Source organism: Fluviicoccus sp. (assembly GCF_030646115.1).
Classification (GTDB): Bacteria; Pseudomonadota; Gammaproteobacteria; order Pseudomonadales; family Moraxellaceae; genus Fluviicoccus.
The window spans coordinates 75,042-88,259 of sequence record NZ_JAUSMX010000002.1; the positions used below are offsets into that span (position 1 = coordinate 75,042).

At 57.8% G+C, this 13,218-nt stretch carries 10 protein-coding genes and 2 tRNA genes; 8 read left to right on the forward strand and 4 right to left on the reverse strand.

Translation table 11 applies throughout. From position 1 onward, the window contains the following. Positions 1-58: 58 nt before the first annotated feature. A complete protein-coding gene (gene gspF, locus Q7T36_RS00410) occupies positions 59-1,279 on the reverse strand; it encodes a type II secretion system inner membrane protein GspF (RefSeq protein WP_304842828.1) in 1,221 nt (406 codons plus the stop codon). A 6-nt stretch (positions 1,280-1,285) separates the two neighbouring features. Next, positions 1,286-2,761: a type II secretion system ATPase GspE gene (gspE, locus tag Q7T36_RS00415; RefSeq protein WP_304842830.1), complete on the reverse strand. Its 1,476-nt coding sequence runs from the start codon at positions 2,759-2,761 to the stop codon at positions 1,286-1,288. Positions 2,762-2,935: 174 nt separating this feature from the next. Here gspE and Q7T36_RS00420 point away from each other — a divergent pair, with 174 nt between their 5' ends. The 4 genes from Q7T36_RS00420 to Q7T36_RS00435 all read left to right on the forward strand — a co-directional run bounded on the left by Q7T36_RS00420 (position 2,936) and on the right by Q7T36_RS00435 (position 6,975). Further along, entirely contained in the window at positions 2,936-3,724 is a 789-nt protein-coding gene (locus Q7T36_RS00420; protein ID WP_304842832.1) for a hypothetical protein, read from the forward strand. 18 nt (positions 3,725-3,742) lie between these two features. Next, positions 3,743-4,606, forward strand: a complete 864-nt coding sequence (locus Q7T36_RS00425) for a mechanosensitive ion channel family protein (protein WP_304842834.1) — start codon at positions 3,743-3,745, stop codon at positions 4,604-4,606. Positions 4,607-4,728: 122 nt separating this feature from the next. Continuing rightward, positions 4,729-5,340: a hypothetical protein gene (locus Q7T36_RS00430; protein ID WP_304842836.1), complete on the forward strand. Its 612-nt coding sequence runs from the start codon at positions 4,729-4,731 to the stop codon at positions 5,338-5,340. 42 nt (positions 5,341-5,382) lie between these two features. Further along, positions 5,383-6,975 (forward strand): GMC family oxidoreductase, encoded by a 1,593-nt coding sequence (locus Q7T36_RS00435; RefSeq protein WP_304842839.1) that lies wholly within the window; start codon positions 5,383-5,385, stop codon positions 6,973-6,975. A gap of 76 nt (positions 6,976-7,051) precedes the next feature. On the opposite strand, the gene folD is transcribed toward Q7T36_RS00435, so the two are convergent. Next, positions 7,052-7,900 (reverse strand): bifunctional methylenetetrahydrofolate dehydrogenase/methenyltetrahydrofolate cyclohydrolase FolD, encoded by an 849-nt coding sequence (gene folD / locus Q7T36_RS00440; RefSeq protein ID WP_304842841.1) that lies wholly within the window; start codon positions 7,898-7,900, stop codon positions 7,052-7,054. A gap of 150 nt (positions 7,901-8,050) precedes the next feature. On the opposite strand from folD, the gene Q7T36_RS00445 reads away from it, so the two are divergent. Then, positions 8,051-8,124, forward strand: a tRNA-Cys gene (locus Q7T36_RS00445). A gap of 28 nt (positions 8,125-8,152) precedes the next feature. Then, positions 8,153-8,241 (forward strand) — tRNA-Leu (locus Q7T36_RS00450). 118 nt (positions 8,242-8,359) lie between these two features. Here Q7T36_RS00450 and Q7T36_RS00455 read toward each other — a convergent pair. Continuing rightward, on the reverse strand, positions 8,360-8,581 hold the full coding sequence (locus Q7T36_RS00455) for a hypothetical protein (RefSeq protein ID WP_304842843.1): 222 nt from the start codon (positions 8,579-8,581) through the stop codon (positions 8,360-8,362). A gap of 224 nt (positions 8,582-8,805) precedes the next feature. On the opposite strand from Q7T36_RS00455, the gene Q7T36_RS00460 reads away from it, so the two are divergent. Together Q7T36_RS00460 and Q7T36_RS00465 are read left to right on the forward strand one after the other, a co-directional pair. Next, on the forward strand, positions 8,806-9,987 hold the full coding sequence (locus tag Q7T36_RS00460; RefSeq protein ID WP_304842845.1) for a CaiB/BaiF CoA-transferase family protein: 1,182 nt from the start codon (positions 8,806-8,808) through the stop codon (positions 9,985-9,987). 475 nt (positions 9,988-10,462) lie between these two features. After that, complete coding sequence (locus tag Q7T36_RS00465) at positions 10,463-13,156, forward strand: DUF349 domain-containing protein (protein ID WP_304842847.1); 2,694 nt, start codon at positions 10,463-10,465, stop codon at positions 13,154-13,156. The last annotated feature ends 62 nt before the right edge of the window (positions 13,157-13,218 follow it).

Below are 13,218 nucleotides of genomic sequence, written 5' to 3' on the forward strand. Positions count from 1 at the left end.
CAAAAGCCGGGGTGGTCCGGTGTGCGGCCGGACCGGTCAGGGGTTAGCGGTTCACGGTTCAGTGAACCAGGTTGTTCATGCTGACAATGGGCAGCATGATCGCAAGGACAATCAGCAGTACCACGCCCGCCATGACCAGCAGCATCAGCGGCTCGAACAGGCCTACCAAGGTAGTGATCAGGGAAGACAGTTCCCGTTCCTGCATGGTGGCGGCGCGACTGAGCATTTCGTCCAGATCACCACCGGATTCACCGCTGCGCAACATCTGCACCATCATTGGCGGAAAATAACCGCTTTTTTCAATGGAGTGGCTGAGGCTGCCGCCTTCCGTCACCTTGAGGGCGGCATCCTTGATGGCGTCCCGGATCAGCCAGTTGCTGCTGACGGAGGCTGAAATGTGCAGGCCCTCCACCAGGGGCACGCCGCTCTTGCTGAGGATGCTGAGGGTGCTGGCGAAGCGGGAGGAGTTGGCTCCCCTCACCATGCGTCCCACCAGCGGCAGTTTCAGCATCAAGGCGTCAAAGGCATAGCGGCCGCGGTCGGTGCTGATGAAGCGTTTCAGCATCCAGCCGCCAATGCCCATCAAGACCAAGATATAGGGGCCGCCGCTCTTGATGCCGTGACTGAGTGAAATCAGGCCACGGGTCAGCAAGGGCAACTGCTGGTGCGAATTCTTGAAGACCTTGACGATGTCCGGCACTACATAAGCCAGCAATCCGGTGACGATCATCAGCGCCAACGTGGTCAGGATGATCGGGTAGATCATGGCGCCCTGGATCTGTTTCTGGGTGGTGTAGCGGTTTTCGGTGTAATCGGCGAGTTGCTGCAACACCAGATCCAGATGTCCGGATTTTTCACCGGCGGCGACAGTGGCCCGATACAGATCGGGAAAGGCTCGCGGATAACCGGACATGCTTTGCGCCAGCGGGTACCCTTCCAGCACTTTGCCCCGCACCGCCAATAGCAGGCTTTGCGTGGCCGGTTTTTCGGTCTGGCGGGCAACGGCGCGCAGGGTTTCCTCCAGGGGAATGCCGGCCTGGATCAGCGTCGCCATCTGCCGTGTCACCAAGGCCAGTTCATACGCGCCCATGCCTTTACGCGACTGCAACAGGCCGGTTTTTTCTTCGCGGCTCTGCTCCCCCGCCGCCGGATCGACCGACACCGGCAGCCAGCCCTTTTCACGAAGTTGCTGGCGGATCTGGCGTACGCTGTCACCGTCCAGCACGCCTTTTTGCTTGCGTCCTTGGGTGTCAACCGCTACGAAATCAAAGGCGGGCATTTTTGCTTAGCCCTCCCGGGTGGCGCGCAACACTTCTTCCAGTGTGGTAATGCCCAGAATTGCCTTGCGCAGGCCGTCGGCGCGAATGCCGGGCCCCATGGTGCGGGCGTGGGCTTCCAGTTCGTGCTCACCGGCATGGCTGTGGATCAGGCGGCGCATGGTGTCGTCCACCACCATCAACTCATAGATGCCGACCCGGCCGCGATAACCGCTGAAGTTGCATTTGTCACAGCCTACCGCCCGGTAAATGGTTGGCGGATGCAGCGGATTGACTCCCATCAGGCCGCATTCTTCGGCATCGGCTGTCACGGCCAGGCGGCAATGGGTGCATAACACCCGCACCAGCCGCTGCGCCAGGGCGCCCAACAGCGAGGAAGACAGCAGGAACGGTTCAATCCCCATGTCCTGCAACCGTGTCACCGCACCGACCGCCGTGTTGGTGTGCAAGGTAGACAAGACCAAGTGGCCGGTCAGCGAGGCCTGCACGGCAATCTCGGCGGTTTCAATGTCGCGGATTTCCCCGACCATGACGACATCCGGATCCTGGCGCAGCATGGCGCGAAGACCGCGGGCGAAGGTCATGTCGACCTTGGTGTTGACCTGGGTCTGGCCGATACCTTCCAGCTGGTATTCGATCGGGTCTTCCACGGTCAGGATATTGCGGGTCTGGTCGTTCAGTTCGGTCAGCGCGGAATAAAGGGTGGTGGTTTTGCCGGAGCCGGTGGGCCCGGTCACCAGAATAATGCCGTGCGGCTTGTAGATCAGCTCGCGCAGCCGCTTGTGGTCATGGCCCAGCAGGCCAAGATGGCCAATGTCCAGACGCCCGGCCTGCTTGTCCAGTAAGCGCATGACCACGCGCTCACCATGGCTGGCAGGCATGGTGGAAACCCGCACGTCAACTTCCCGTCCCGCCAACCGTAATGAAATGCGGCCGTCCTGCGGCACCCGTTTCTCGGCAATGTCGAGCTTGGCCATCACTTTTATCCGGGAAACAAGCAACGGCGCCAGTTCGCGCCGGGGCTGCACGATCTCACGCAACTGACCGTCCACGCGCATGCGCACCGATAACTTCTTCTCGAAGGATTCCACATGGATGTCGGAGGCGTTGAGGCGGATGGCCTCGCTGAGCATGGCGTTAATCAGGCGGATGATCGGGGCGTCGTCCTCCTGTTCCATCAGGTCTTCGGTTTCCGGCACGGATTCGGCCAGGCTTTCCAGGTCGGGATGGTCTTCCAGACCGGCCACGGCCTGCTGGGATTCGCCACCGTCCCCTTGATAAGCCCCGGCGAGACGGACATTGAAATCCGCCACGCTGACGGTTTCATGGTTGTGGATCATGCCAAGTGCACGTCGCACCTCCATCAGGCTGGAAGGGCGCGCGTCTTCACGCACCAGCAAGGTTGTCGGCTGATCAGGCAGATTGACCAGCAGGACACCGTGGCGTTTGGCGAAACTGTAGGGTAATTGACCCTGACGGGACATGGCGCTTTTCTCGTAGTTTTGACGGCATGTATATGCCAAGCAAGCATACTGGATGAAAGACCTTCTGCTCAATCAGGCTATGGTGGCATTTTGGTGAGGGAAGCAGCAATCCGCCTTGTTTTTTCGCTGCGGATGCGTAGTCTTGGCGAAATTCCGGTAATTGGGTGCAATCGCGTGAATCAGGGCAGTTGGTGGGGCGAATTCCGTTTTGAGGCCGGTGAAAGCCGTTGCTGGCGGCTGGCGGGCCTTGATCTCCGGGTGACCCGCAGTGACCGGGAGTGGCAGATCGAGTCCCTGCGCAGCCCGTTGCAGCATGAAGACGAGCAGCCGTGGGACGTGGTCTCCCCGGCGCCGCTGCCTCTGGAAAATGCGGTTCCGGGTCGTCACCTGTTCAACCGAACCTCACCTTTGCTCAGGATTCTGCCGGCGGCGGCTGACCGTTCGGTCGTTATCAAGCCGGTCAACCCGCTGTTCATTCCCGGCGGACAGTCAGCTGTTCTGTATGTCAGTACGCCGTTATGGGTGCAGGTTCGTACTGAAAAAGAGCCTTTCCCCTTGCTGGATGAGCCGGTCATACGACCCAGCGACACCTGGTTTGGTTCATCTCCCGCCCAAGGGCGCTTATGCTATGGCACCAAGGTGAGCGGCCGCACCGATTTGGCCCAGTTGCCGATCAGGGCTTTTCGGGTTGTGACACCGGTCAGTATCCGCAACGACGCCCAGGATCCCATGCCGGTTGAGCGTCTGAGCATGCCGATGCCGCTGCTGGATTTGTATGCCGCTACCGATGGTCGCCTTTGGACACCGGGCCTGCTGGTGGATCGACATCCCGGCGCCCGCCAGCCACGGGTGCGCATTGACCCGCAGATGAATGAGGCGGCCGGAGTGGTCCGCCTGGTCAACCGGGCTCGCGAGCAGGATGTTGATACCTTGTCCCGCATGTTCGAACACTTAATGAATTAATTGGAACCAACGTCAAACATGGCTACCAAGGAAAGCTTTCTCGACCGCCTGATCAATTTGCCTGTCAGTGACCGCATTGAAGGCTTCATCATCGGCGGATTGCTGTTATTGGTTGGCTATTTTCTGGCCTGGCTGGTGACTAACGCGTTCATACGCACCATGCGCTACCGTCTGACGGCGCATCAGTTGCTGGTATGGCGGCGCGCCATTTTCTACTTCCTGTTGCTGCTGTTCGTGATGTCGGCCTTGCATGAGGCGGGCTTCAAGCTCAGTGTCCTGCTGGGTGCGGCCGGGGTGTTCACGGTCGCCATCGGCTTTGCCTCCCAGACATCGGCGTCGAACCTGATCAGCGGCCTGTTCCTGATCGGAGAAGGTTCCATTGCCGTGGGTGACATCATTCAGGTGGACAACACCCAAGGTGAGGTGTTGTCAATTGATTTGCTGTCGGTCAAGTTGCGCACGGTGGACAATATCTTTGTCAGGATCCCCAATGAGCAGTTGATCAAGTCCGAAGTTCGAAACCTCAGCCGTTTCGCCATTCGCCGTATTCCGATAGAGGTGGGCGTGGCTTATGGCGAAGATGTCGGCAAGGTGCGAAAGGTTCTGATGGATCTGGCCGACCGGCACCCTTTAGTGCTGGATGAGCCCTCGCCGCAAGTGATTGTCCAGGCCTTCGGTCCCTCCTCCATCGACTTGCTGTTTGCGGTATGGACACGCCGGGAAGTGTTTGCCGACGTGAAGGACGCTTTACAGGAGTCCCTGAAACGCAGCTTTGACGAGCACGGGATATCCATTCCCTTCCCGCAAATCAGCATCAACAGCGGTGACCTGCAGGCGCTGCCGGTCGTGATCCGCAATGAAGGCAACGGAAACACGACATAAAGCCGTCTTAATGCGCCAATCCGGGCTTAAATAGTTGCTGACTTTGGGCTAGACTTGGAAACCCGGCTTGAATAACTAGAAATTTACTGCCTCCCGGCAGTCTCCATTGTCGAGGACGACCCATGTCGCAGCAAGATCCCGCACTTGCCCAGCTTGAAAACCAGCTTGCCGCCCTCTCACGGCGGCGTTTTCTCAGAACCGGTCTGGTGCTGGGAACGACTGCCGCCACTGCCATGACCTTTCCGGTGCGCGCCTTGGCCGATGACGCGCTCCCGATCGGAATCCGTCATCTTAGCCTGCTGGAATTCAAGGTCTTTGACCGCATGCGGACGATTTTCCTGCCAACCCAGCGTTTCGAAAAGCTGCCCAGCACCACAACGGTGCCGGTCATGGAAAACCTGGATCGCATGGTAGGCCGTTTGAACGCCGACACCCGTTTCCTGTTGTCCCTGGGGTCCAGAACCCTGGAATACACCACGCTTTACAAGCTGCGTCGCTTTTCATCCCTGAATGACGAGCAAGCCCTGAAGCAGGCACGCGCCTGGCAGTCCGGACTTTCCTTCCAGGGTGGTCTGGTGGTCAGTATGAAGACCCTGCTGGGTGTCGCCTACTGGCGCGATCCGCGAACCTGGGAGGCGCTGGATTATGACGGCCCGGTGTCGGCCAAGTGGGGCATTCGCCGTTTGGGGAACCTGCCGCTGCCCATTGACACCGAACTTGACCTGAACGTCTGATACTTACATGCATGGTCCCGCTCAAGAAGGAACCGGAATAATATGATTTATAAAGAAATGTCCAAAGAGGGCCTGACCGTTATCCAGGCCCGCGACTTGCGCAGCAGTGATGACATTGTCCTGAATGCTGATGTGGTCGTGGTGGGTTCTGGCACCGGTGGCGCTGTGATCGCCCATGAACTGGCGGCATCCGGCAAAAGCGTCGTGATACTGGAGTCGGGCCGTTATATTCCCAGCAGCCAGTTTACCGAGGACATGGCTTGGGCGCTGGAAAACCTTTACAAGGACGTTGGCACCCAGACCAACACCATTGGCGACATGGTGGTTCTGGAAGGTCACTGCGTCGGCGGCTCATCGGTCATCAGCAGCGCCATTGCGGCGCGAGTTCCCGAGGAAGTGCTGAAGGACTGGGTTAAAACGTATGGCTTGACCGCTTTCGAGCCGGAAACTTTCAACAAGTATTATGAAAAAGTTGAGAAGAGGCTGCACGTCCACCTCAATGAGCCCCATGAGATCAACGATACCGCCAACACCGTGATTCGCGGTTGTGAAGCGCTGGGCTGGTCTTGGCGTCCCCAGTCACGTAATGTCAAGCAATGTGCCTTGACCGGCCACTGTCTGGCGGGTTGCCCTTCCGACCGCAAGACCTCAATGCAGGTCAGTTACCTGCCGTGGGCCATTGCAGCCGGCGCCCGCCTTTATGCCGATACCTATGTCGAAAAAATCATTGTCAAGAACGGCCGGGCCATGGGTGTCACTGGACAGGTGCGTGATCCGGATAATAATGACGTAGTCTGCAATATCAAGGTCAACGCCCAGTTGGTGATTTCGTCGGCTGGAGCCATTCAGACTCCCCTGCTGCTGCAACGCAGCGGTATGCCCAACCGCAGCAACCAGCTGGGCCGTAATCTGGCCCTGCATCCTGTGGTCGTGGTGTTGGGCAAGTTCCCGGTGCCGGTTTACGGCTTTCGCGGTGCTTTCGCCGGCATGCATGTTGACCAGTTCCTCTCCAAGGAGTCCGGCCGGATGTTGATGGAGTCCGGATTGGTGGCTCCGGTGCAGTTGATGGCGCAGAACGAATTGTCGATGGGCGTGGACCATATCCGCTTCATTGAGGAGTTCAAGTACCTCTCCGGCCTGAACGTGCTGGTTCCGGACAGCAACCATGGCTTTGTGCATTGGAGCGGCCCCGTGCGCGGCGGTTCACGTCGTATTGAATGGAACATGACCAAGGACGAGTTTGAAGTCTTCAAGTTGGGGTTGAAGCGGGCGGGCCGTATCTTCTTCGCCGCTGGCGCCGAGCGGGTTTATCTGCCCACCTATCAACGGCTTCAGGCCAATTCGCTGGAGGAGCTTGATCAGGTGGTGGACAGTATCGAATATGGGTCGCTGGGGATTTTCTCCATGCGCCTGCTGTCATTGAATGCACAAGGCAGTTGCCGCATGGGGGCCGATCGTGAAAAAGCGATTGTCGACCCGTTTGGTGAAACCTATGAAATCAGCGGCCTGTTCGTATCTGATGCCAGTATATTGCCTTCCATTGCTGTCCAGCATCCGTTGCTGACGGTCGCAGCCCTGTCGCATTATATTGCCGACAATATCATTAAGCGTCAGAAGAGTTATTTCTGGTCCTGATGCGACGTTTATGACCTGATAAATCAGGGGGCTTTCAGCCCCCTGATTTATTATATTCTGTAAGCAGCGGTTCGTCTCAGACCGCGCCCCACTGCTTCTCGGCAGCCATGACCGTCTGCGTCATCAGCGTGGCGATGGTCATCGGCCCAACCCCGCCCGGCACCGGTGTCACAGCACTGATGCGTTCACCCAGCGCGGACAGTTCAATATCCCCCACTCCGCCGGGGTGATAACCGGCATCCACCACCACGGCCCCATCCTTGATCCATTCGGCTTTGATGAATTCGGGTTTGCCGACTGCACCGACAATGATGTCGGCGCGGCCGACATGCCCGGCCAGATCACGGGTTCGGGAATGGCAAACGGTGACCGTCGCGTTGGCGGCCAGCAGCATCAGCGCCATCGGCTTGCCCAGGATGGGGCTGCGACCCACAACCACAGCATGTTTCCCTTCCAGTTCAATACCGTAGTGTTGAAGAATGGTCATGATGCCTTGCGGAGTCGCCGAGCCGTAGGCGGCTTCGCCCATGCTCATGCGGCCGAAGCCCAGGCAGGTGACGCCGTCCACATCCTTCTCAATGGAAATGGCGTCAAAACACAGACGCTCGTCGATCTGATGCGGAACAGGATGTTGCAGCAGGATGCCCTGTACCAGCGGGTCCGCATTCAATGCATCAATACGCGCCAGCAACTCTTCGGTGGTGGTGGTCGATGGCATGGGTACAGAGAGTGACTCCATGCCGATTCGGCGGCAGGCGTTACCCTTCATCTTGACATAAGTGGCGGATGCAGGGTCATCCCCCACCAGGATGGTTGCCAGGATAGGGGTGCGTCCGGTGCGGGCCTTGAGGCCGGCGACACGCATCGATAAATCCTGTTCAACCAGGGAAGACAGTTTTTTTCCATCCAGAATCAATGGCGGCATGAAGGTTTCCTGAAGAGTTACCGGGCTACGGCAAAGGGGGCAAATTGTCGCATAACGCGGGCTAGGGGCCAATTCCTATGCAATTGATTGTTGAAAAATCGATTTTTTCTTGACGGGAGGCGGCGGCATTACTATGATTTGCGCTCTCTTGGCTGGGTAGCAAAGAGGCCATGCAGCGGACTGCAACTCCGCCCACACCGGTTCGAATCCGGTCCCAGCCTCCAAAATCTGTTTCTGCAAGACTTACATCCTGCCTGGATGGTGAAATCGGTAGACACAAGGGACTTAAAATCCCTCGGCGGGTGACCGCCGTGCCGGTTCGATTCCGGCTCCAGGCACCACATTCCGCCTGATTCCCTCTTTCTATATCAAGCAGCCTTCACCCGCATCTCGCGGAATATAATGAGCGCTGTCCCGGATATATCCATTCCATCCGGAACAAAGGCTCAATCGGTGATGTTACTGGTTGGAACCGCGCTTACGGTGATCGCGACGTCCCCACGCAATCAGTTCATCAATGCCCAAGCCTGCGCGCGAAGCAATCTGCAGAACGTCAATATAAGCCTTTCGAATCTCAGCCTGTTGTTTTTTCTCTATCATTTCTTTGGCGTCAATTATTAATTGCTGCAACTCGGCATAGGAAAGATCGTTGAAGTCGAAACGGGAGGAATTCTGACTCATGAAAAATAACCCGATGATTATGGTTGGTAAAACGATCCCGATTATAAAGCGTATTTATTCTTCCTGAAAGCTTCTTGGCGGTAGATATGCCGCTCAGAAGCTTCCATAAGCCGGCATCCGGCGTTTGTGATGAAAATGATGCTGAGACAATAGCTTTTTGCAGCCATCTTTCGTATCTTAGGCCGCACTATTTGGACGTTTGTACAACAACCTGATGAGGCAAGATGATGACTGCACTGGCTGGATTGAAAGTTCTGGACTTTACGGGCCTGCTGCCCGGCCCTTTCGGCACCCGACTGCTGGCGGACATGGGCGCGGAGGTGCTGCGTGTTGAGGCCCCGGTACGCCCTGATATGGTGCGGATCATGCCGCCGTTTGACAGCGACGGGCTTTCAGCCTGCCATGCCAGCCTGAACCGTAACAAGAGCGGTATTGCCATTGACCTGAAGACGCCTGAGGGGCTGGAAGTTGTCCGCAGCCTGGTCAAGGAATACGATGTGGTGGTCGAGCAGTTCCGTCCCGGCGTCATGTCACGGCTTGGGATTGGTTATGAAGAACTGAAAGCGATTAATCCGAAGCTGATTTATTGCGCCATTACCGGTTACGGGCAAAACGGGGTTTACCGGAACCGCGCCGGCCATGACCTGAATTATCTGGCTGTGGCCGGAATCATGGACTATACCGGTCGCCAGGATGCCGGCCCCCTGCCCTTGCCCATTCAGGCTGCTGACGTCACCGGCGGGCTCTATGCGGTTGGCGGCATATTGGCGGCGGTTATCCACCGTTTGAATACGGGTGAAGGCCAGTTTGTTGATATTTCCCTGACGGATGCCGCTTTCAGCCTGCAAGCTCTGACTGCACCGCCCGCCCTGGTTGGCAATGAGCAGCCCAAACCGGAGACAGATGGTCTCAATGGCGGTTCTTTCTATGACTGCTACCGTACAGCGGATAATCGTTTCCTGAGTATTGCCGGACTGGAGCCTCAGTTCTTTTCGGGTTTCTGCATGGCTATTGAAAAACCGGAGTTGCTGTCGCTGGGAATCAGCAAGCAGCCGGAAACGGTGAAGCTGGTCAAGTCAACCATTCAGGCCGTGATCATACAGAAGCCTCTGGCGGATTGGGTTGCCCGGTTTGCGGCACTGGATGTCTGTGTCGAGCCGGTGCTGACTTTTGCTGAAGCTTGCGAACATCCGCAAATGCGTGACCGCAACATGGTGGTAGATGTTCCGATGGCTAATGGCGAACGGCAAAAACAAATCGCATGCCCGGTGGTTTTCAGTGCAACACCAGTAAAGTACAACCTGACGGGTGGCCATCTGGGTGCAGAGACTGACCGGGTGATGCAGGCTCAGGGTTATTCCCCCGAACAGATTGCCGACCTCAAAAAGCGGGGTGTCTTGGCCTGATCTGTGTTTGGTTTTGCTGCACGGTTGCAGGCCTTCCTGCAACCGCTACCCTCTTCAGCGGCATAATTCTCTGCTGCGCCCTCACCCTTATAGAACCATTAATTATCCGGATGGACGTCCCTGTTTCGTCGGCTTCTGGTCAGGACGGGTCCGACAGGTTATTGTATCTGCCAGAATAAGGCCGATTCCGTTTGCCTCTCCGCAGGACTGATACGGAATTAAGCCGGTTTTTCGTCAGGAGTTCCAAGGCTGGAACTCTGGTATCCGGCAGGAAAAGGATCTGTTGATGGTTGACTGAGTCAACAGGCCTGAACAATAACTAATTTCAAGACAAGGCGTTATCATGGGTATTGCAGACATTTTAAAGCGCTGGCTGGGCTGGTCCGATTCCAAACCTAAACCGGCACCCTCCCGACAGGCGCCAGTGCGGCCAGCCACACCGTCAAAGCCGGCGTCACGCCCTGATCTAAAGGAAATGGCCAAGGGACGTGATACCCAGACACGCCAGAATGCCATTCCGCCCACCGCCAATATCGGTCAATTGATCCAGAAGCACCGCATGAGCGGTGCGGCTGCCCGCAAAGCCATCGAGCAGCGCTTGGGGGAATTGCTGGTAGTGGACAACAACAATCCTGATTTCTACCAGCAGCAGGACATCGATCGCCTGCAGGCCCTCGCCCTGTTCGGCGCCACGCCGGAGATTCGTGAAGCGGCCCTGAGCCGGATTCACGATCAAAACGTGTTGGCCTCAATTGTCAGCGAGCATGCCAGTTCCCGCATTCGCCAGTTGGCAGCCGCGCAGATTACCGATGACACCCTGCTCGCCTTCGCCGCCGATGCCATTCGTCATAAAGACAAGGGCTTATACAAGCAGATCCGGCACCGTCTGGATTCGGCGCAGGCGGATATCAAGGCGCAGGAACAAAAGCAGAAGCATCTGGACAAGCTCTGTCATGACATGGAGGCACACAGTCGCCACTCCGTGTCTCCATTGTTCGCCGCCAAGCTGCAAAGCATTGAGCAGCAATGGAAAGAAGCGACGATCCGCCCTGATTCCGGTGTCACCCCCGATCTTCAGCATCGGTTTGAGGCGGCAACCCAGTCTGCCCGGTTCGCCTTGGCGGAGTCCACCCGCGCCTCGGAGGCGGAAGTCATTGCCCGGCAGGAACAGCATGACCTCGTTGAGGCCCTGCAATTGCGCCTGGAGGCCTTGACCGGCTCGGAAGTATGGGTTTCCCCTGCCGACTACACGGCCGCCCTTTCCCAGCTGGAAGGTCGTTGGGGTATTGCCCTGGCAGTGATTGCGCCGGAGTCCGGATTGCGCCACCGCTTTGAAGCCCTGCAAAAGGAAGCGCGTCAATTGGCGAAGTTGCTAGAGCAGGCTGACAGTGTTCAGGTTGAAGTCGGTACCCTGTTGGCCGGCCTGACTGCCCAGCCGGAAGATGCCGCTGGCTTGTCCCGTCTTGCCGATGTATTGAAGCCCCTGTCACTGAACCGACAGGCGCGGGTGCCCCGGCTGTTGAAGCAGGCGCAAGCGCTTGTGGAACAGGCGCAACTGCATGCCCCCCGCAAGAAGACCTCCGCCCGTGTCGAGAAGGCCCCGAAGGCTCCCAAGGAAGTTCCGGCTGAAGTCGTGGAACTGCTGGACAAGATTTCCAGCCTGGTGCAGGAAGGTCATGTGCTGGAGGCTGAAAAGGCCTTGAAGGAGGCGCGGCAGCTGCTCAAAACCCTGAAGCTGAAAAGCGCACGGCTTCAGGAGCTTGGAGACGAAGTTTACAAGTTGAAAGACTGGGCGCGTTTCGCCATCCTGCCCAAGAAAGAAGCCTTGGTAGCGCGTATGGCGGCCCTGGTAACGGAAGAAATGACTGACCCTGACGCCCGTCAGGAGATCATCAAGGAGATTCAGGCCGAATGGTCGGCGCTGGGCAAGGTCAATAATGACGAAGAGCGCCGGTTGTGGAAGCAATTCCAGGATCTGGGCCAACAAGCCTGGGAGCCTGTCAAAAAGCACCTTGATGAACAGAAATCCCGCGAAGACGCCAATGCCGAACGGCGCACCGCCCTTTGCCAGGAACTGGAAGAGTATTCGGCCAATATGCCCGCCGAAGTTAATTGGCAGCGCCATGTCGCCATTTTGCGCGCCGCGCGCGACGAATGGCAGCGCCATCACCCCGTCAGTTCCAAGGTGCACAAGGCCTTGCAGGCGCGCTTTTCCAGCGTCCTTAATGCCCTGGAAGCCAAGTTGCAGGCAGAGTACAGCCGGCATGAGGCAGGCAAGCAGCAACTGATTGCCCAGGCCGCCGCCCTGAGGGACTCTGATGATGTTCGCGGGTCTTGCGAGGCAGCCAAGGGCCTGCAACAAGCCTGGAAGGAAACCGGCTCTTGCGGTCATGCCCGCGATCAAAAGCTTTGGGAAGAGTTCCGCGAGCATTGCGATGCGCTGTTCGCCCGCCGTGAAGACGTCAAGACCCAGCAGAAGACTGAAGACCAGGATATGGTCGAACAGGCTTCGAAACTGCTGGATCAGGTGGAGGAAGTCATGGCGACCGAAGGCGGCGGTGAAGTTGCCGTGGCCCTGATGGATGCTTTCGAATCCCTGAGCCTGACCGTGCCCCGGGATCAGCAAGCCGTACTCCGCACCCGCCTGGCGGATATTCGCCAGCGACTGGCCGCTGAGAGAAGCGCCGCGAGGCAGGCGGATTTCCGGTCTGACTTGCAACGGTTGACCCAACTCATGGAGTTTTGCCTGAAAGCCGAGCATGCGGTGATGGCCGGTGATACGGCGGAGTCCCTGCAGGCCGGCTGGCAGGAAGACGCCCTGCCAGCCAGTTTTTCCGAAGAACTGGTCAAGCGCTGGTCGCATTTGCCGCGCACCCTGGAAGTTGAACCTGGACAGCAACTGACTCTGTTCAACCAGCATTGCCTGCTGCTGGAAATCCTGCTGGATTTACCCAGCCCGGAGGAGGAGCAGGATCTGCGCATCTCCCGGCAGATGACCCTGTTCAAGCTTCAGCGGTATCCGAAAACGGATGATGAGAAGCGCAAGCTGGTGCGTAACACCCTGCGTGCGGCCATTGTTTGCCCGGCCCTGCCGGAAGCCGAGTATGCCTACGCCATGGAACGCTTCAGTCGCATCATTGGCAGCGGGCCCTTCTTGTCCTTGTTCTGAACCAAATGCACCGGGGCGGGCCGCTCGGCCGCCCCGGCTTCGCGGCTTTCGCCCCTAAGTCA